Annotated in this window: 17 protein-coding genes; 5 read left to right on the plus strand and 12 right to left on the minus strand. The window is 71.5% G+C overall.

Going from position 1 to position 19,669, the window contains the following annotated elements; genetic code table 11:
* Positions 1-5 precede the first annotated feature (5 nt).
* A complete protein-coding gene (locus tag DEJ21_RS01015) occupies positions 6-692 on the plus strand; it encodes an NUDIX domain-containing protein (RefSeq protein WP_111223567.1) in 687 nt (228 codons plus the stop codon).
* Here DEJ21_RS01015 and DEJ21_RS01020 read toward each other — a convergent pair.
* Complete coding sequence (locus tag DEJ21_RS01020; protein WP_146247671.1) at positions 675-1,292, minus strand: TetR/AcrR family transcriptional regulator; 618 nt, start codon at positions 1,290-1,292, stop codon at positions 675-677. The two genes, DEJ21_RS01015 and DEJ21_RS01020, sit on opposite strands and share 18 nt — an antisense overlap.
* Before the next feature lie 20 nt (positions 1,293-1,312).
* A complete protein-coding gene (locus DEJ21_RS01025) occupies positions 1,313-2,848 on the minus strand; it encodes a PucR family transcriptional regulator (protein WP_111223426.1) in 1,536 nt (511 codons plus the stop codon).
* 92 nt (positions 2,849-2,940) lie between these two features.
* Between DEJ21_RS01025 and gabT the strand changes: the two genes are divergently transcribed.
* From gabT to DEJ21_RS18060, 4 genes are all read left to right on the plus strand, one after another.
* Positions 2,941-4,302: a 4-aminobutyrate--2-oxoglutarate transaminase gene (gabT, locus tag DEJ21_RS01030; RefSeq protein WP_111223427.1), complete on the plus strand. Its 1,362-nt coding sequence runs from the start codon at positions 2,941-2,943 to the stop codon at positions 4,300-4,302.
* A 68-nt stretch (positions 4,303-4,370) separates the two neighbouring features.
* On the plus strand, positions 4,371-5,858 hold the full coding sequence (locus DEJ21_RS01035) for an NAD-dependent succinate-semialdehyde dehydrogenase (protein WP_111223568.1): 1,488 nt from the start codon (positions 4,371-4,373) through the stop codon (positions 5,856-5,858).
* Positions 5,855-7,225 (plus strand): NAD(P)/FAD-dependent oxidoreductase, encoded by a 1,371-nt coding sequence (locus tag DEJ21_RS01040; RefSeq protein ID WP_111223428.1) that lies wholly within the window; start codon positions 5,855-5,857, stop codon positions 7,223-7,225. Before DEJ21_RS01035 ends, DEJ21_RS01040 begins: the two co-directional genes overlap by 4 nt.
* A gap of 60 nt (positions 7,226-7,285) precedes the next feature.
* Positions 7,286-7,444: a hypothetical protein gene (locus DEJ21_RS18060; protein ID WP_155896911.1), complete on the plus strand. Its 159-nt coding sequence runs from the start codon at positions 7,286-7,288 to the stop codon at positions 7,442-7,444.
* A gap of 319 nt (positions 7,445-7,763) precedes the next feature.
* Here DEJ21_RS18060 and DEJ21_RS01045 read toward each other — a convergent pair whose 3' ends face one another.
* The 10 genes from DEJ21_RS01045 to DEJ21_RS01090 all read right to left on the minus strand — a co-directional run bounded on the left by DEJ21_RS01045 (position 7,764) and on the right by DEJ21_RS01090 (position 19,650).
* Positions 7,764-9,128 carry an NAD-dependent succinate-semialdehyde dehydrogenase gene (locus DEJ21_RS01045; protein ID WP_111223429.1) on the minus strand — a complete coding sequence of 455 codons (1,365 nt, stop codon included), beginning with the start codon at positions 9,126-9,128 and terminating at the stop codon, positions 7,764-7,766.
* Between the two features lie 22 nt (positions 9,129-9,150).
* Complete coding sequence (locus DEJ21_RS01050) at positions 9,151-10,563, minus strand: APC family permease (protein WP_111223430.1); 1,413 nt, start codon at positions 10,561-10,563, stop codon at positions 9,151-9,153.
* A 175-nt stretch (positions 10,564-10,738) separates the two neighbouring features.
* Complete coding sequence (locus DEJ21_RS01055; RefSeq protein ID WP_111223431.1) at positions 10,739-11,983, minus strand: type II toxin-antitoxin system HipA family toxin; 1,245 nt, start codon at positions 11,981-11,983, stop codon at positions 10,739-10,741.
* Positions 11,980-12,297 (minus strand): helix-turn-helix transcriptional regulator, encoded by a 318-nt coding sequence (locus DEJ21_RS01060; protein ID WP_309146974.1) that lies wholly within the window; start codon positions 12,295-12,297, stop codon positions 11,980-11,982. Before DEJ21_RS01060 ends, DEJ21_RS01055 begins: the two co-directional genes overlap by 4 nt.
* A gap of 48 nt (positions 12,298-12,345) precedes the next feature.
* Positions 12,346-13,365: an agmatine/peptidylarginine deiminase gene (locus tag DEJ21_RS01065; protein ID WP_111223432.1), complete on the minus strand. Its 1,020-nt coding sequence runs from the start codon at positions 13,363-13,365 to the stop codon at positions 12,346-12,348.
* Positions 13,362-14,396: a nitrilase-related carbon-nitrogen hydrolase gene (locus DEJ21_RS01070; RefSeq protein ID WP_111223433.1), complete on the minus strand. Its 1,035-nt coding sequence runs from the start codon at positions 14,394-14,396 to the stop codon at positions 13,362-13,364. Before DEJ21_RS01070 ends, DEJ21_RS01065 begins: the two co-directional genes overlap by 4 nt.
* 448 nt (positions 14,397-14,844) lie before the next feature.
* Positions 14,845-15,498, minus strand: coding sequence for a DUF1345 domain-containing protein (locus tag DEJ21_RS01075; RefSeq protein WP_111223434.1), 654 nt, complete (start codon positions 15,496-15,498; stop codon positions 14,845-14,847).
* Positions 15,495-16,862, minus strand: coding sequence for an NAD(P)/FAD-dependent oxidoreductase (locus DEJ21_RS01080; protein WP_111223435.1), 1,368 nt, complete (start codon positions 16,860-16,862; stop codon positions 15,495-15,497). The genes DEJ21_RS01075 and DEJ21_RS01080 overlap by 4 nt, the downstream gene beginning before the upstream one ends.
* A complete protein-coding gene (locus DEJ21_RS01085) occupies positions 16,862-18,226 on the minus strand; it encodes an FAD-binding oxidoreductase (protein WP_111223436.1) in 1,365 nt (454 codons plus the stop codon). Before DEJ21_RS01085 ends, DEJ21_RS01080 begins: the two co-directional genes overlap by 1 nt.
* 2 nt (positions 18,227-18,228) lie before the next feature.
* Positions 18,229-19,650: an aspartate aminotransferase family protein gene (locus DEJ21_RS01090; RefSeq protein ID WP_220036549.1), complete on the minus strand. Its 1,422-nt coding sequence runs from the start codon at positions 19,648-19,650 to the stop codon at positions 18,229-18,231.
* Between the last annotated feature and the right edge of the window lie 19 nt (positions 19,651-19,669).

A 19,669-nucleotide genomic window follows, 5' to 3' on the forward strand; every position in this document is an offset into this window, starting at 1 on the left:
ACCGGGTGACCGACGAACGCACCACCGTCCAGCGCGCCGGAGTGGACGTCCCCGACGACCGTGGTCGGACGGGCCTCGACGCCGTGGGCCGTGCCCTCGACCGCAACCCCGACGTCGTCGTGCGGGACGTCGAGGTGGTGTCGAACGGGTGGCACGTGCTCCGTCGCACGACCCTCGACGTCCGGCGCCGTGACGGTCGGTGGGACCGGCAGCAGCGCGAGACCTACGACCGCGGGAACAGCGCGACGGTGCTGCCGTACGACGCCGAGCGGGGCACCGTCCTGCTCACGCGGCAGTTCCGGTGGCCCGCGTACGTGAACGGACACCCGGACGGCATGTTGATCGAGGCCGCGGCGGGACTGCTCGACGAGGACGACCCCGAGACCGCGGTCCGGCGTGAAGCCGCCGAGGAGCTCGGCATCCGGCTCGGCGCGCTCGAGCACCTGGGCGACGTGTTCATGAGCCCCGGTTCGGTCACCGAGCGGGTCCACTTCTACCTCGGCGCGTACACGCCGACCGACCGGGTCGAGGCCGGCGGCGGCGTCGAGGACGAGGGTGAGGACATCGAGGTGCTCGAGGTGCAGCTCGACGAGGCGCTCGCGATGGTGGCGGACGGTCGGATCGCCGACGGCAAGACGATCATGCTGCTGCAGTGGGTGGCGCTGCGTCGGGTGTCACCCCGACAGGGCTGACCCGTCCAGGCCCACCGCTCGTGCGATCGTCGTGCGGACCAGGCCCTCGCGGGTCGGGCGGTCGAGGTAGTCGACCAGGGCGTACCCGTTGGTGGCGTCGACGAGCGCGAAGAGCAGGCGTCCGACGCCGTCCGGGTCGTCGGTGTGCAGCACACCCGCGCGCACCCCGTCGGCGACGACCGTGGTGGCGAGGAGCTGCCAGTCGTCCATGACGTCCCATGCCGCGGTCGCCAGTGCCGCGTTCGTGCGGCCGATGCTCCAAGCGTCCGCCCACAGGGTGGCGACGTCGTCGCGGGCGGGATCGGCGATGCAACCGAGCAGGGTGCGGAGGCCGGAGACGGGGTCGGGCGCCGCGGCGACGATCGCGCGGACCTCGGCGACCTCGGCGTCCGCGACGGTGCGGAACGTCTCGCCGACCAGGTCCTCCATGTTCGGGCGGTAGTGGGCGACGAGCGAGGGCGCGACCCCGATCACGGCGGCGACCCCGCGGAGCGTCACCGCCGCGAGGCCCTCGGCACGCGCCAGGTCGACGGCGGCTGCCGTGATCTGGGATCCGCGTTCGGCCGGGCTCAGGCGCCGGCGGGCCGGTGTCGACGGCATCTTCCCACCGTAGCCGCGCGTCACGCGCCCTCGACCACGAAGGCTGCCCAGAGGTCGGCGCGGGTCGAGAAGACGGAGAGGTCACGGTCGAGGAGCCGACCGGCGTGCTCCACCCGGGCGCGGGCGGTGTGCCGGTGGATGCCGAGGACCCGTGCGGTGCGGTCGTACTCGCAGTTCTCCTGCAGCCAGGTCCGGACGGTGCCCGTGAGCTCGGTGCCGGCGGTGCGGTCGTGGTCGAGCAGCGGGGCGAGGAACGCGCGGGCGACCGCACCGGCGTCCACGTCGACGTGGGCGAGGTGGGCGAGCACCCCTTCTCGTGCGAGGTCGCCGAACTCGGTGGTGCCCGGGCGTCCTTCACGGCGTCGGTCGAGTGCCTGCACGGCCTCGGTGCGGGCGCGTCCGAAGGACCGGTACGCGGCGCCGTCGGACAGGCCGGCGCGCAGGTCGAAGCGGTCGACGAGTTCGCCGACGATCCCGGTGTCGTCCGCGTTCACGCAGAGGAACAGGGCGTCGTCCACTGCGAAGAACAGGTGCCCCGGACGGTCCTGCACCCACAGTTCGAGCAGGTCCACCACGGTGTCGAGGTCGTGGTCGGGGACGTCGACAGCGGCGATCCGAACGGGTTCGGCGGGCAGCGGCCCCCACACCTCGCGAGACGTCGCCTGCACCACCTCGGGTTCGCCGACGGACAGCATGGTCAGGAGTCCGGTGCGCAGGAGTCCGCGGGCACGGGCGAGTTCACGGTTCTGCTGCAGGGCGAGGCCGGCCAGGGCGATGACGGCCGTGACGACCTCGCGTCCGGCCCGGTCGAGTGCTCCGCCGTTCGCGATCGCCAGCACGCCGCTCAGGTGCCCGCCGCTGCCGAGCGTCTGCAGGGTGTACCCGAGGCCCCGCTCCGTGGCGACCGGCAGGCTCGCCCGCTGCCCGGAGCGCAGCAGCCGCAGCGCCTCGGTGCGCAGGAGGTCGAGGTCGGCGGCGGGCAGCCCGTCGGCGGGGTGTCCGCGGTCGAGCCGCCCGGAGACGTCGAACAGGCCGACCCACCCGTCGAGCTGGCGGGAGAGCTCGGCGATGGTCGCGCCGAGTCCGTCCGGTCGCATCGCGGCGAGCGAGATGGCGCGCTGCGCGGCGAGGGCCCAGGCACCGCGCGCGTTGGCGTCCCGCGCGACCGCTTCGGCGTTGGCCTGCGCGACCGCGATGAAGGACGTCTCGTAGGGCACCTCGAACAGCGGCAGTCCGTGCCGGGTGCAAGCGGTGACCAGGACGTCGGGGGTGCCGGCGCGGACGACCTCGGTGCCGAACCCGAGCGCCACGACACCGCGGTCCACGAGCCGCCGGACGTAGGCCTCGGCGACGTCGTCGCGGACGTCGGCCTCGGCACCGAACTGCGTGCCGGTCGTGAGCAGCCCCTGGCCTTCGGCGAGGAACGGGGTCGGGTCCTCGAGGTCCGAGCTGTGCAGCCAGGACAGCGGGGCATCGAGGGCGTGCTCGTCCGCGTCGGTGAGCGGGCGCAGGTGGAGTTCACGCCGGTGCAGCAGGGAGCGCAGCGTTGCGGGCATGCGGTCACCCTATCCACCGGGTCGATCCGCCCGGGGGTCGATGTACGCCGTGGACAGTACGAGTGTGCGGTGGTGGCTCCTACCATCGCGGCATGTCCTCCACCGCAGCGTCCGCGACCCGAGCGACCACCGGCGGCCCGTCGCTGCCCCAGGAACGACGGCTCGTCACCGCCGTCCCCGGCCCGCGATCGCAGGAGCTGCTCGCCCGGAAGGCCGGCGCCGTCGCGGCCGGGGTCGGCGTCGCCGTGCCCATCGCCGTCGTCGCGGCGGGTGGCGGTGTCGTGGTCGACGCCGACGGCAACTCGTTCGTCGACCTCGGGTCCGGGATCGCCGTGACGTCGGTCGGCAACGCCCACCCCGGCGTGGTCGCCGCCGTCACCGAGCAGGTCGCCGCCTTCACGCACACGTGCTTCACCATCGCCGCCTACGACGGGTACGTCGCCGTGGCCGAGGCACTCAACCGTCTGACCCCCGGCGACCACGAGAAGCGGACGGCGCTGTTCAACTCCGGGGCCGAGGCCGTCGAGAACGCCGTCAAGATCGCCCGGAAGCACACCGGTCGGCAGGCCGTCGTCGTCTTCGACCACGCCTACCACGGCCGCACGAACCTGACGATGGCGCTGACCGCGAAGAACCAGCCCTACAAGAACGGCTTCGGGCCGTTCGCACCCGAGGTCTACCGCGTCCCGATGTCGTACCCGTTCCACGACGGGCTGTCGGGGCCCGAAGCGGCGAAGCGTGCGATCAGCCAGATCGAGAAGCAGGTCGGCGCCGAGAACACCGCCGCGGTCCTGATCGAACCGATCCAGGGCGAGGGCGGCTTCGTCGTCCCGGCACCGGGGTTCCTGACCGCGCTGTCCGAGTGGACCGCCGCCAACGGCGTCGTGTTCATCGCCGACGAGGTGCAGACCGGGTTCGCCCGCACCGGCGCGATGTTCGCCAGCGAGCACGAGGGGATCGTGCCCGACGTCGTCACGACCGCCAAGGGGATGGCCGGCGGACTCCCGCTGTCCGGCGTCACCGGGCGTGCGGCGATCATGGACTCCGCCCACGTCGGCGGCCTCGGCGGGACGTACGGCGGCAACCCGATCGCCTGCGCCGCAGCCCTCGCGGCCATCGACGCCTTCGAGCACGACGGACTCGTCGAGCGCGCCGGAGCCATCGGTACGGTCCTGCTCGACGCCCTGCGCAGCGCCCAGGCCGACGACCCCCGCATCGGCGACGTCCGCGGCCGCGGTGCGATGGTCGCGATGGAGCTCGTCGACCCCGCCACCGGTGATCCCGACCCCGGGCTGACCGGACGGGTGGTGCGGTACGCGTTCGAGCACGGCGTCATCGCCCTCACGGCCGGCACGTACGGCAACGTCGTGCGCTTCCTGCCGCCGCTGTCGATCGACGACGACCTGCTCCGCGACGGCCTGACCGTCGTCCTCGACGGGCTGGCCGCGTCGTGAGCGCGACCATCCCCGCGACAGCCTGGCCCAGCGTCCCCGACGCCACCGGACCAGCCGCCGAACAGGCGGTGCTCGACCGCGTCCCCACGGGCCTCCTGGTCGACGGTGTCTGGCAGCCGGCGGCCGACGACGCGACCTTCGCCGTCGTCGACCCCGCGACCGGCGAAACACTGCTGCGCATCGCCGACGCCTCACCCGAGGACGGCCGGAAGGCGCTCGACGCCGCCGTCGCCGCACGGCACGGCTGGGCGACCACGCCCCCGCGGCAGCGCGCCGAGGTGCTGCGCCGCGCCTTCGACCTGCTGCAGGAGCGACGCGAGGAGTTCGCGCTCCTGATGACGCTGGAGATGGGCAAGCCCCTGGCCGAGGCCCGCGGCGAGGTCGCGTACGGCGGCGAGTTCCTCCGCTGGTTCTCCGAGGAAGCGGTCCGGATCGGCGGTTCGTACGGCACCAACCCCGAGGGGACCGGCCGCGCCACCGTCTCGCACAAGCCCGTCGGGCCCGCGTTCCTGATCACGCCGTGGAACTTCCCGTTGGCGATGGCGACCCGGAAGATCGCACCGGCGCTCGCCGCCGGCTGCACCGTCGTCGTGAAGCCGGCCGAACTGACGCCGCTGACCACCCTGCTGTTCGCCGACCTGCTCGTCGAGGCCGGCGTGCCCGCCGGCGTCGTCAACGTCGTCCCGACCACGCACGCCGCCGACGTCTCCGCGCCGGTGATCGCCGACCGCCGCCTGCGGAAGCTGTCCTTCACGGGTTCCACGCCGGTCGGACGGACGCTGCTCGGCCAGGCGGCGCAGAACGTGCTCCGGACGAGCATGGAGCTCGGGGGCAACGCCCCGTTCCTGGTGTTCGCCGACGCCGACCTCGACCTGGCGGTGGAGGGCGCGCTCGCCGCGAAGTTCCGGAACACGGGCCAGGCCTGCACCGCCGCGAACCGGTTCCTGGTGCACGAGGACGTCGCCGACGAGTTCACCCGCCGGGTCACCGAACGGGTCGCCGCGATGCGGGTCGGCCGGGGGACCGAGGACGGCGTCGCGATCGGGCCGCTCATCGACGCCCGCGCCGTGGACAAGGCCCACCGCCTGGTCACCGATGCGGTCGAGCGCGGGGCGACCCTCCGGACCGGCGGGCACCCGTTCGACGGGCCCGGCACCTTCTACGCGCCGACCGTCCTGACCGACGTGCAGCCGGGCAGCGCGATCCTCGACGACGAGATCTTCGGGCCGGTGCTCGCGATCCGCACGTTCCGCACGGAGGACGAGGCCGTGGCCGCCGCGAACGACACCGAGTACGGTCTGGTCGGCTACGCGTTCACCGAGGACCCGGCACGCGGGCAGCGCCTGATGGAGCGGCTCGAGACCGGCATGCTGGGGCTGAACACCGGGGTCGTGTCGAACGCCTCGGCACCGTTCGGCGGCGTGAAGCAGTCCGGCCTCGGTCGCGAGGGTGGCGGCGAGGGCATCGCCGAGTACCTCGAGACCATGTACACGCTGACCCCGGACCCGTTCCGGCACACCGACAGCACCACGACCGCACAAGGAGCAGCTCGATGATCGAGAAGGACGTCGTCGTCATCGGAGCCGGTGTCGCCGGTCTCACCGCCGCGAACCGCCTGCGGGGCGCCGGCCTGCGGGTCGCCGTGCTCGAGGCCCGCGACCGCGTGGGGGGTCGCACCTGGACGAACGACATCGACGGGGTGACCCTGGAGATCGGCGGGCAGTGGGTCTCGCCCGACCAGACCGCACTGCTCGAGACCCTCGACGAGCTCGGGCTGCAGACGTACGACCGGTACCGCGAGGGCTCCAGCGTCTACATCGACGCCGACGGCACCCGGACCGAGTACACCGGCGACATCTTCCCCCTGCCCGAGGCCACGGCGAACGAGATCGAACGGCTCGTCGCCGTCGTCGACGAGTACGTCGCGGAGGTCGACCCGGCGCGCCCCTGGGAGACCCCGGACGCGGCCGCCCTCGACGAGGTCTCGTTCCGCGCCTGGCTGCACGACCTGAGCCCCGACCGGGTCGCGACCGACAACGTCGAGCTGTTCATCGCCGGCGCCATGCTCACGAAGCCCGCGCACGCGTTCTCCGCACTGCAGGCCCTGCTGATGGCGGCGTCCGCCGGGAGCTTCACCAACCTGGTCGACGCCGACTTCATCCTCGACAAGCGGGTCGTCGGCGGCATGCAGCAGGTGTCCGAGCGGCTCGCCGCGCGCCTCGGCGACGACGTGCACCTGAACGCACCGGTCCGGACGCTGCGCTGGGGCGACGACGGGGTCGTCGCCCTCGCCGACGGTGGGATCGAGGTGCACGCCCGACAGGCCCTCGTCGCGGTCCCGCCGCCCCTGTACTCGCGGATCTCGTACGAGCCGCCGCTGCCCCGACGCCAGCACCAGCTGCACCAGCACCTGTCGATGGGCTTCGTGATCAAGGTGCACGCCGTCTACGACCGTCCCTTCTGGCGTGCGGCGGGCCTGTCCGGCACCGCGTTCAGCCCGTACGAGGTGGTGCACGAGGCGTACGACAACACCTCGCACGGTTCGGAGCAGGGGACCCTGGTCGGGTTCGTCTCCGACCAGCACGCCGACGACCTGTTCGCGCTGTCGACCGAGGAACGCCGGGCCCGGGTGCTCGCCTCGCTGGCGCACTACTACGGCGACGAGGCCCTGTCGCCGGTCGTCTACTACGAGAGCGACTGGGGCACCGAGGAGTGGACGCGCGGCGCCTACGCAGCGAGCTTCGACCTGGGCGGGCTCGTCCGCTACGGCGCCGACCAGCGTGCCGCGGTCGGTCCGATCCGCTTCGCCTCGAGCGACCTGGCCGGGCAGGGCTACCAGCACGTCGACGGTGCCGTGCGCATCGGGCGGGAGGTCGCCGAGGAGATCCTGGCGGTCGTTCCGCAGGCCGCTGCGACGCGGTAACCACCTCGACCAGTCACTTCTGTGTGCTGTGCTCAGGCGCTCGCGCGTACCGTCCGGGCCATGAGTGATGCAGCGAACGGGTCCAGCGACCCCACCAAGGACCAGGAGCAGTACACCGAGGACCTGCCGGACGGTTCGCCCACGGGCGACGCGACGGAGGACCCGCAGCAGGACAGCGACACGGACTCCGGCGGCGAGCCCGCCGACCCGCAGCAGTAGCGGCGACCGACGGACGGGAGGCGCGGCGGCGTGAGACGCCGGCGTGTTCGCTCGACGCCTCCACGTCAGCGAGACGCCGCCGGATCCGCGGCGTCTCGCGCGTTCCGCGGCGTCGAAGCATGACGACGGCGTTTTCCGGTGGCGACGTGGGAGCGGCGACCGACGGACGGACGGGAGGCGCGGTGCCAGCTGGCACCGCGCCTCCCGTCCGTCGTGGGCCGGCTGCAACACACCGGCGTCTTGATCGGACGCCGTCCCGTCAGCGAGACGCCGCCATGTTCGGCGGCGTCTTGCGCAGACACCGGCGTCTCCGCGTCGGTCAGCCGATGCGGATCAGCTTCTTGTTCACGAACTCGTCGGCCCCCAGGGGGCCGAGCTCGCGGCCGAAGCCGCTGCCCTTGACGCCACCGAACGGCAGCTCCGGGCTGTCCGCGCCGACGATGTTCACGTAGACCATGCCGGCCTCGATCCGATCGGCGACCCGGAGTGCCTGGTCGGCGTCGGTGGTGAACAGATACGAGCCGAGGCCGTACGGGGTGTCGTTGGCCAGGGCGATCGCCTGGTCCTCGTCGGCGACGCGGTACACGGCGGCGACGGGGCCGAAGAACTCCTCGCGGTAGGCGTCGTTGTCCGGCGTGACGTCGGTCAGGATCGTCGGCAGGACGGCGTTGCCCTGGCGGTCGCCTCCCGTGACGACGGTCGCACCCTGCGCGACGGCGGCAGCGAGCTGTTCCTGCAGCCGGTCGGCCGCGGCCGGGGACGACAACGGACCGAGTTCGGCACCGGGCACGCTCGGGTCCGTCGGTTCGACCGCCGACATCGCCGCGGTGAACTTCGCCAGGAACTCGTCGTACAGGCCGTCGACCACCAGGAAGCGCTTCGGGGCGTTGCAGACCTGGCCGTTGCCCTCGAGCCGGGTGGTGACGGCGGACTCGACGACGGCGTCCAGGTCGTCGGTGGACAGCACGATGAAGGGGTCCGAGCCGCCCAGTTCGAGCACCACCTTCGTCAGGTTCCGGCCGGCGATCTCGGCGACCGCGGCACCGGCGCGCGCCGAACCGGTGAGCGAGACGCCCTGCACGCGCGGGTCGGCGATGACGTCGGCGACCTGGTCGTTCGTCGCGAACACGTTCGTGTAGGCCCCGGCCGGGAAGCCAGCGTCGTGGAAGATCCGCTCGATGGCCAGGGCGGACTCCGGGCACTGCGGTGCGTGCTTGAGCAGGACGGTGTTGCCGATGACCAGGTTCGGGCCGGCGAACCGGGCGATCTGGTACGCGGGGAAGTTCCACGGCATGATGCCGAGCACGACGCCGATCGAGGCCTTGCGGATGAACGCGGACCCCTCGGACCCGTCCGCCAGGGTGATCGGCTGGTCCGCCAGGAACTCCGACGCGTGATCCGCGTAGTAGTCGTAGATGTCGGCGCAGAAGTCGACCTCGCCCTCGGCCTGGTCGATCGGCTTCGCCATCTCGCGCACGATCGTGGCGGCGAGTTCGGCGTGCCGCTCCCGGTACAGGTCCGCGACCCGGTGGAGCAGGGCTGCACGGTCGGCGACCGTCGTCGTCCGTGACCACTCGGTGTGCGTGCGGTCGGCGACTGCGACGGCGTCGTGCAGCTCGGCTTCCGTGATGGTCGGGTAGGTCTCGAGGGTCGTGCCCGTGGTGGGGTCGGTGACGGCGTACATGGCGTCCTCTCGTGGTGGCCGGTCAGGCCTGGTCGGTCAGCTGCTTGTTCACACCGGTGACGGGCTGGTTCTCGTCGAAGCCCTTCGGTGCGACCCGGAAGCCCTTCGTGATGACGAGCAGGTAGACGAACCCGATCGCCGCCCACACTCCTCCTGCGATCAGGGCGTCGGCATGGAGCTGTGACCAGAGCACCCCGGTCAGGAGCATCGCGACCCCGGGCAGCACGACGTAGCGCCAGCGGTCGCCCGCCGTGTGACGGCGTCCGTTCCGGGTCGCGAAGTGCACGATCACGGTGGCGTTGACGAAGGTGAACGCGATGAGGGCGCCGAAGTTGATGTAGGCCGCGATCGTGTCGAGCGAGAAGCTCATCGCCAGCAGGGTGACCGCGCCGACGAAGACGACGTTGAACACCGGGGTGTGCGTGCGGGGGTGCACGTAGCCGAAGACCCGCTTCGGCAGCACGTTGTTCCGGCCCATCACCATGAGCATGCGGGCGACGCTGGCGTGCGACGCGAGACCCGAGGCGAGCGCGGCGACGAACCCGGCCGACACGAGGACCGCCTGGAACACCGGACCGCCGACGAGCAGGCCGATCTGGGGGAGCGGGTCGTCGGTGAACTCGCCGAACGGTGCGTTGGTGGGGAAGCGGAGCTGGGCGAAGTAGGCGGAGACCAGGAAGATCGCGCCGCCGAGCAGGACGGTCAGCATGATCGCCTTCGGCATGATGCGGATCGACTTCGCCTCTTCCGTGTACATCGTCACGGCGTCGAAGCCGATGAACGAGAAGCACACCACCGTCGCCCCGGTGAGCAGGGCCGACATCGTCACGCCGTCGTGGACGAAGGGTTCGGCGCTGATGATCGTGCCCGCACCCGCGCCCTGGGAGAGCTCGATGACGGTGAAGACGACGAACGCGATCATCGCCAGGACCGCACCGATGAGCAGCACCATGTTGAGGTTCGACGTGCCGCGCATCGACAGGCAGATCACCGTCGTCACGAACACCGTGTACACGACGACGGTCACCCACGGGGGCAGCCCCGGGAACACCTGCTCCAGGTAGAGCCGGATGATCAGGGCGTTCACCATCGGCAGCAGCAGGTAGTCGAGCAGTGACGTCCAGCCGACCATGAAGCCGAGGTTCGGGTGCATCGACTCCCGGACGTACGTGTACGCCGACCCTGCTGCGGGGTAGACGCGCAGCATCTTCCCGTAGCTGATCGCGGTGAGCGCCATGATGACCAGGGCGATCAGGTACGCGCTCGGCACCGCGCCGTCGGTCTGGTCGGAGACGATGCCGAAGGTGTCGAACACGACCGTCGGGGTCATGTAGCCGAGGCCGAGTCCGACGATCGCCCAGAGCCCGAGGCTCCGCTTCAGCGACCCGCCGCCCGCCGGTGCTGCCGGCGCGGTGACCGCGATCGGTGATGCCATGTGACTTCCCTGCTCTTCGGGGCCGGGCAGCGTCGCCCGGATCAGTTCGGAGCACCATACCGACGGGTCGGCAGTGGGCGGACCGGCCGCGGTGTACAGGTAATGCCTGGTTGCTGTACGCCGTGGCGACCGGCATCCGCACCTGAGTCGTGGACAGCCGCAGGGTCCGCTCGGTTCAGCGTGCGGCTCGCCGCAGGGAGTCGACACCGGCGGCGAACGAGTCCTCGAAACGTGCCAGCTCGGGGGCTGCGACACCGTTCCGGCGAGCGACGTCTGGCCAGGTCTCCAGTGCCGCGATGACGAGCCGCAGCTGGTCCCGGGCACCCGCGGACGAGAGTCTGCACGATGCCGCCAGGGCTCGGAGGCCGTCGGCTTCGTCGTCGATCATGTCGGAACCCGCGATGGTCGTCTGGCGGAGGGTCGGCTCCGGGTTGGGGTTCAGGTCGAATGCCGGACTGAGCGACCATCCCGCGCGATCCCGGAGGAACCCGTGGTTCCTGAGGTGGTCGTCCGTGTTGTTGATGCCGACACTCACCGCGACCCGGCGGAACAGTTCGTGTGAGTCGCGGGTCGGTCGGCTGCTCATCTCGGGCAGCCGCTCGACGATGTCCGCGTAGTCCGCAGCGTCGCCGTCGTGGAGCCCCAGGACCGTCATGGCGCTCATGTACCCGATCCGGCCACCGGGCGAGCGGTCGAATCGTTCGAGGAGCAGCAGGTGCCGGCCGTCGACTCGCGAGAGACGGTGCGCGGGAACGGTGACGCCCGCTTCGGCCGCGAGGTCAAGGGCGGTTGCTTCCCAAGCCATCACGTCCCACGCATCGGTGTGGTGCGGGAACTTCGCGATCAGCTGCCGTCCGTCCGTGCCGAGCACCGACGCCTTCGGCCGGGCCCCGCCGAGCGAACCGGTGCCGGCCGCCAGGAGCGCCTTCACCGCCGCGTAGTCGTCCGCGTCACCCACGGCGCTGTCGGCGGCCCGCAGGAGTTCGGGGAGGTGCACCAGCTTCGGTACCCGGTGGTCGGCGTCGAGGAACGGAGCATCCGCGTCGGTGCGGAATCGCAGAGCGCCCTGGCGGGTGACGTCGCTCACGCCGATGAGGTAGTCGACGTCGTCGAGCGTGCGCGCAGCTCGCGAGTCCTGGCGGGAGATCGCGCGCTCCTGCTTCTGGATGAGGTTGCGGCCCCATCGGTCCGGCGCGGAGTCGCTGAAGGCCCCCGGTAGTCCCTGCGTGTACTGAGTTCCGGATGTCAGGCGCAGCGCTGGGTCGATCTCGTAGGCGGACGGCCGCGCGAGGTAGCCGGTTTCGTACTGGAACGTGGTGCCTTGGAACCGACCCCGACTGCGCTGGAACTGCGCGTGCCCGGCCAGCACCGTGGCGCCGTCGAGCTCGATGTGGACCTCGAGGTCATCGCGTCCGGTCACCGGATCCGCTTCCGCAGGAGCATGTCCGCGCGGGCGCGTCCGAGGTCGGTCTGCAGTGGATCGACCGCCTCGGTGAGCGCGTCGAGCACCCCGAGCGCGCGAGCAACTCGCAGCACGACGTGGAAGCCGACGGTCGGATCCCCGTGTTCGAGCTTCCGCAGAGTTGCGCGGGTGATGTCGGCTCGGTCGGCAACCTGTTCGGCGGTGAGGCCGAGGACCTTCCGCCACCCGGTGAAGTCTTCGCCGATCGCGCGCGCGGACCGTGTGATGGCAGCGGGCATCGAGCGAACCGGGTTGTTCCGCTGCTCTTCCATGGTCAGCATCATATCCAGCAATCGCTTTACTGGTTGTTTTACTGACCGTTAGTTTTCGGCAGGGGAAGGCTGCTGCTGCGTGATGCAGTGCAGCCCACCACCCCGCGCGAACACCTGTCGCGCGTCGATCGAGCGGACCTGTCGGCCCGGGTACGCCTCGGCGAGGATGCCCCTGGCGCGGTCGTCAGCGACCGGATCGCCGAACGAGCAGGCGATCACCGCGCCGTTCACCACGACGTGGTTCACGTAGTTCCAGTCCACCGGTCCACCGTCATCCGACAGCGTCGAGGGTGCCGGCAACTCGATGATCGTCGCGTCGGTCGCCTGCTCGAGCGCTCGCCGGATCTGCGGCATCACCAGGTGGTCCGGGTGGCCGGCATCCGGCTGGGCGTGCAGCAGGACGGTGCCCGGGTCGGCGAAGGTCGCCACCATGTCGACGTGGCCCCGGGTGCCGAAGCCGTCGTAGTCGCGCGTCAGGCCGCGGGGCAGCCAGACCACCCGCGTGGCGCCGATCGTGCGCGCCAGCTCCAGCTCGACGCGTTCCCGGTCGGCGTGCGGGTTCCGTCGCGGGTCGAGCTGCACCGTCTCCGTCACCAGGACGGTGCCGGCGCCGTCGACGTGGATCGCCCCGCCCTCGTTGACGAGCAGCGACGGGATCCGCCTGGCTCCCGCAGCACTGGCGATCGTGGCGGCGACCGCGGCGTCACGGGTCCAGGTCGACCACGGGTTCGCGCCCCAGCCGTTGAAGACCCAGTCGACGGCGCCGAGCGCACCGGTCACGTCGTCGACGACGAACGTCGGCCCGGTGTCGCGCATCCAGAAGTCGTCGAGGGGCGCATCGAGCACGTCCACGCCGGACGACAGCAGGCGACCGGCATCCGCGCGGGCGACCGGGTCCACGACGACGGTCACCGGCTGGTGCTCGCTGATCGTGTTGGCCGTGGTCGCCCATGCCAGACGCGCGGCGTCGGCGCTCGCCGCGTCGTCGCCGAGCGTCAGGCCGGGGCGTGGGAACGCCATCCAGGTGCGTTCCTGCGGAGCCGTCTCGGGAGGCATCACCCACGTCATGCGCTCGCCTCGCGCCCGGTGGTGGCCGGTTCCACGGCCAGGGCTGCGTCGATCGCGTCGCGAGCGCCGTACGCGTGGCGTTCCTCGTCGACGGGTTCGACGAGTCCGGCGTACAGGTCGGGGCGCCGGGTCACGTAGAAGGGGAACAGCCGGAGCCACTCCGTGCGGGCGTCGAGGTCGAGGTCGGCGACGAGCACCACGCTCGCGTCACGGGGAGCCTCGACGAGCACACGGCCGAACGGGTCCGAGATGAACGACGAGCCGTAGAAGGTGATGTCGCCCTCGTCGGCCCACCGGTTCGGCACGACCATGAACTGTCCGGCCGTGATGCCGTTCGCCACGATCACCCGCTGCCAGATCGGTGCGGTGTCGAAGTCGGGGAAGGTCGGTTCGGAGCCGATCGCCGTCGGGTACACGAGCACCTCGGACCCGGCGAGGCCGTAGGACCGGGCCACCTCGGGGAACCACTCGTCCCAGCACGTCGGCAGTCCGAGGCGCGCGCCGAGTCCGGCGGCCTCGTACACCGGGAAGGCATCGTCGTCGGTCCCCGGGCGGAAGTACGTGTCCTCGTGGTAGCCGGCACTGATCGGGATGTGGGTCTTCCGGGTCCGGCCGACCAGGGTGCCGTCGGGCGCGACGAGGACGGCGGTGTTGTACCCGCGCGGGTCGTCGGGCTGGTCGTCGACGTCCGGTCGCTCGTACAGCGAGGCGTGCACGAACACCCCGTGCTCGATCGCCTGGGCACGGGCGAAGGTGACGGTCGGACCGTCCTGCAGCGACTCGGCGAGGTCCTTCGGGGTCCCGCTCGCCGGGGAGTCGCCCGGGTAGCGGCGCAGCGTGAGTTCGGGCAGGAACACCGCGGTGGCTCCGTGCGCTGCGGCGGTCGCGATGCCGTCGGCGAGCTGGGCCAGGTGCTCGTCCGGGTCGGGGAGCCACCGCATCTGCACGAGGGCGACGCGGAGGGACCGGCGGGGTGCGCCGGTGTCGGCGTGCAGCGGCGACGGAAGCGAGGGTGCGGTGACGACGTCCATGCCGCCATTGTTGATCACGCGGTCAATTGAAGCAAGACCCCGGCTCGGCTGTCGGATATCAGTATGCTGGTCCCGGGTTCGTGTCGTCGCCGGGACGTGGGCCCGGGCAGAGAAGAAGCCCACCACTGCAGCAACAGTGGTGGGCTTCGATTTGTCCTCCGAGTGGAGAACGAGGGACGAACTGGGTCCCGAGCCTGAAACTCGGAGCCAGTGTAACGCGCTCGTCGAGCGAGTTGCATCCCTCGGCCTGCACTTCTCGTGTCCGCCGGCGCTGACACGAAGGTGGTCCGATGTCGAACGACACCGAACCGCGTCGCGGCCGTCCGGTGCCGTGGCTGGGGATCGCGAGCTTGCTCGTGACCGTGGCCCGGTTCCTGGTCGAGCTGTGGCGCAAGGGCTGAGCCCCAGGGCACCCCGCGCATCTCGCGCGGGGTGCCCGTCGGGTGGGTCAGCTGATGATGTTGACCGCGCGCGAGATGACCAACGCCAGCAGGATGAACCCGCTGAGCGCCTGGTACGCCATGATCATCTTCGCCCGGACGGTCATCGGCATCGTGTCCGTCGGGCTGAACGCCATCATGTTCGTCATCGCCACGTAGAGGTAGTCGAGGTAGACCGGCCGCCAGTCCGCGGTCCTCGGGTCGGTCTCCTGCGGGAACTGGAAGTCCGCCTCGGCCGTCGACCACAGTTCGGGGCGCCGCCGTGCCACCGGACCCCCGCGGTCGAGCTCCCAGTAGACGAGCCCGAACATGATGATCGTGCTCACCCAGACCTGCAGTGCGGTGAGCAGCACCGCCGCACCGTCCGCGTGGCCGCCGAGCAGCTCGGTGATGGTCCGGATGACGGTGAGCTGACTGGCGACGGTGAGCAGGGCCGCCAGGGCGAACGACAGCCACCGTGACCACGTGGTCTCGCGCGTCAGACGCCGCGGGTTGAAGACGATGAGCGGCGTGAGCAGCAGGACGCCCAGGACGGGCACCACCCACGACGGGAAGAACAGCACCTCGTCGGGCAGGAACAGGCTCAGCGCCAGGTTCACCAGGACCGCGACGGCGACCGGTGCCCGGTGTTCGTGTCGCGGTCGGGTCCTCGTCGGTGTCACGGAGCGAGTGTCGCACGGGCCGACACCGAGGACAGCGGGTCGGCGAGCGAGAGCGGTTCGACCTCGGTGCCGAGCAACCGCCCGGCCGCCCGCAGCCCGGACAGCAGCGCACCGTGCACCGTCGCCGGGTCGTCGCTCCACGTGGCCTCGCCGGCGAGCTGCAGCCGGCCGGACGGGGTACCGAGCAGGTCGTGGTCGTCGGGTGACGCCCCGACGTGCAGGTACGAGTACGAGCCCCGTGAGAACGGGTCCTCGGCCCACCGGGTTATCCGGAACGCCTCGGGCCGGGGGACGGACGGGCCGAACATCTTCCGCAGCGCCGCCACCCCCTCGTCGACGACCATGGCGTCCGGCAGGGTCTCGAGCCGACGGGCTCCGGCACCACCGACCAGGGCGGCGAGCACCGGCGCACCGGTCACCCGGGACATGTCGTACCAGGAGTGCCAGTCGACGCCGGCGGACCCCTGCTGCCGGACCACCCACGAGTCGCCCCAGAACCGTGTGGGGAACTGCAGGAACACCTTGTCGTAGGTGCCCATCCCGAGCCGGTCGAGCGCTCCGGTCACCGGCGTGGACAGGGGCGGGTCGAAGACCACGTCGCCGGCCTGCAGCACCCCGAGCGGCACGGTGACGACCACCTGCGGGGCGGCGACGGTGGTTCCGTCGGCGAGCCCCACGGTCACCGAGTCGCCGGCCTGGGTCACCGACCGCACGACCGACGACAGCCGGACGTCGAGACCCTCGGCCAGCGCGCGGGCGTACTGGGCGTAGCCGCCGGGGAACACCACCTCGTCACCGGGGACGTGCTCCTCGTCGAGACCGTGCGCGTCGAGGACGGTCACGGGGGCACCGCAGAGGTCCTCGGAGCGGTGGGCCGTGTACTCGCGGACGCGTGCGGCCCGGTCGCCCTGCCACCGCAGCGAACGGAGCACGGTGTCGACGGCGGCCGCGTAGGTCGAGGGCGGGGGAGCGTGCGCGACGACGGCGTCGAGGGCCGCGTCGACGGTGTGGAGGTCCGCGACGAACGCCGACGTGTCCTCGGCGGAGAGCGCGGCGCCGGACGGGTCGTGCCAGGCGATCGGCCGGCCGTCGAACTGGAAGCTGCCGACCGTGAACTCCACGGTCTCGATGCCGAACCGGGGTGCCAGGGCCCAGAGCGGGTTGCCGTCGACCCCGTGGATCCACGAGGCGCCGAGGTCGACCGGAACCCCGAGTGACGAATCGGTCCAGGTGCGCCCGCCGATCCGGTCGCGCGCCTCGAGCACGACGACCCGCTGCCCGCCCAGTGCGAGCGCCCGGGCGGCGGCGAGCCCGGCGACCCCCGCCCCGACGACCACGACGTCGGCGTCGAGACCAGCAGCCATCAGTGCCCTCCGGTCAGCGGTGCCATCAGCCGGGCCGCCAGACTCGGCCGCCCGGTCAGTGCTTCCTCGCGGTCGGCCAGGTCGGTCGCGACGAGTCCCGCGTTCGCGCCGAGGAACCGCAGCGGCTCGGGCTCCCAGTCGGGCGATCGGTGGTTCACCCAGGGCAGTGCGGTCAGCGACGTCGACTCCCCGCGCACGAGGTCGGCGAGGGTCCGTCCGGCCAGGTTCGTCGTCGACAGGCCGTCCCCGACGTACCCGCCGGCGCTGCCGACGTGTCCGTCCCAGGTCACCGAGGCGCACCAGTCGCGCGGCACCCCGAGCGGGCCGCCCCACGTGTGGGTGACCGGGGCGTCTGCGACGACGGGGAACAGGTCGACCAGGGCCCTCCGCAGGTGCTCGAACACCCGCGGCACGCGGTCGTACCCGGGTGTGATCGAGGATCCCCAGTGGTAGCGGGCTCCGCGGCCGCCGAACGCCAGCCGGTCGTCGGCCGTGCGCTGCCCGTACACGAGCAGGTGCCGGTAGTCGGAGAACGTCTGCCCGTGCTCGAGTCCGATGCGTTCCCACGCGGACGCCGGCAGCGGGGCCGTCGCGATCATGAGCGAGTACAGCGGCAGGATCCGCCGCTTCGTCTGCTCCAGCTGGGCGCCGTACCCCTCGACCGCGATCACCACGGCGCCTGCCGTGACGGTGCCGCGCGACGTGACCACACGCCCGCGATCCCAGGACGAGACGGGCGTGTGCTCCGCGATCCGGACGCCACGGGCCTCCAGGGCGGCCGCGAGGCCACGCACCAACGCGGCGGGCTGCACGCGCGCGCAGTCCGGGGTCCACGCGACCCCCGCCGATCCGGCGGCGTCACCCGGTCGAGCGGCCCGCCACGTCATGTCGTCGCCCCATGTCGCAGAGGACGCGACCTCGTCGTGGGCGGCGCGTTCCTGCACGGCGGAGCGTGCGTACAGGACGTTCCCGCCCTTCACGTAGTCGCAGTCGATCTCGGCTTCTGACGCTGCGCGGCCGACCTCGTCGACGGTGTCACGCATCGCGGCCCGCAGTGCCAGCGCGGCGTCGCGCCCGTGCTCCTCGGCGATCGCCGAGGCGGACCGCGGGAACAGCGCCGAGCACCAGCCGCCGTTGCGACCGGACGCGCCGAAGCCGGCGATCTCGCGTTCCAGGACGACGATCTGGAGGCCCGGGTCGGCCTGGTGCAGGTACCACGCGGTCCAGAGACCCGTCAGTCCACCGCCCACGATCGCGACGTCGGCCGTCGTGTCGCCGTCGAGCGGCGGCCGGGGCGTCAGGTCGTCGCGTCCGGTGGACGCGAGCTGGTCGAGCCAGAACGAGACGCCCCGGTAGCCGCTCACGGTCAGATCTTCGTCCAGGCCTCGGACAGGACGCTCCGCAGGATCGACGTCATCTCGCGGAACTCCGGCTGCCCGATGGTCAGCGGCGGTGCGAGCTGCACGACCGGGTCACCGCGGTCGTCGGCCCGGCAGTACAGCCCCGCGTCGAACAGCGCCTTCGACAGGAACCCGCGCAGCAGCCGCTCGGACTCGTCGTCGTCGAAGGTCGTCTTGGTGGCCTTGTCCTTGACGAGCTCGATGCCGTAGAAGTAGCCGTCACCGCGGACGTCCCCGACGATCGGCAGGTCGAGCAGGGTGTCGAGCTCGGCGCGGAAGAGCGGGGCGTTCTGCTGCACGTTGGCGAGCAGTCCTTCTTCCTCGAAGATGTCGAGGTTCTCCATCGCGACGGCGGCCGACACCGGGTGCCCGCCGAACGTGTAGCCGTGGTAGAAGGTCGTGTCCCCCTTGGAGAACGGTTCGAACAGCCGGTCGCTGATGATCGTCGCGCCGATCGGGGAGTACCCGGAGGTCATCGCCTTGGCGCACGTGATCATGTCCGGCACGAAGCCGTAGGTGTCGCAGGCGAACATCGTGCCGATCCGGCCGAAGGCGCAGATGACCTCGTCCGAGACGAGCAGCACGTCGTACTCGTCGCAGATCTCGCGCACCCGCTGGAAGTACCCGGGCGGCGGAGTGAAGCAGCCGCCGGAGTTCTGCACCGGCTCGAGGAACACCGCGGCGACGGTGTCGGGGCCCTCGAACTCGATCATCTCGCGGATCCGCTCCGCCGCCCAGAAGCCGAACTGCTCCTCGGTGCCCCCGGGGAAGCCCATCTCCTCGGCGCGGTACGAGTTCGTGTTCGGCACCCGGAAGCCGCCGGGGGTCAGGGGCTCGAACATCTCCTTCATCGCCGGGATGCCGGTGATCGCCAGGGCGCCCTGCGGGGTGCCGTGGTAGGCGACCGCACGGGAGATCACCTTGTGCTTCATCGGCTTGCCCTGGAGCTTCCAGTAGTACTTCGCGAGCTTGAAGGCGGTCTCCACCGCCTCGCCGCCGCCCGTGGAGTAGAAGACCTTGTTGAGGTCACCGGGGGCGTGCTCGGCCAGCCGGTCGGCGAGCTCGATCGCCGCGGGGTGCGCGTACGACCAGATCGGGAAGAAGCTCAGCGTCTCCGCCTGCTTCGCGGCCATCTCGGCCAGGCGCTTCCGCCCGTGCCCGGCGGCGACGACGAACAGGCCGGACAGCCCGTCGATGTACTCCTTGCCGTGGCTGTCGTAGACGTGGTGGCCCTCGCCGCGCACCATGATCGGCACGTCGGCGCCGGCCTGGTTCGCACCGTGCCGGGCGAAGTGCATCCACAGGTGGTCCCGGGACTTCCGCTGCAGGTCGGCGTCGTCGACCGGTGCGAACGGGTCGTAGGAGTGGAGGCGGGCGGCCGCGCCCATCGTGGTCCGGCCTGTGGCC

The organism is Curtobacterium sp. MCSS17_006 (assembly GCF_003234215.1).
GTDB classification, from domain to species: Bacteria; Actinomycetota; Actinomycetes; order Actinomycetales; family Microbacteriaceae; genus Curtobacterium; species Curtobacterium flaccumfaciens.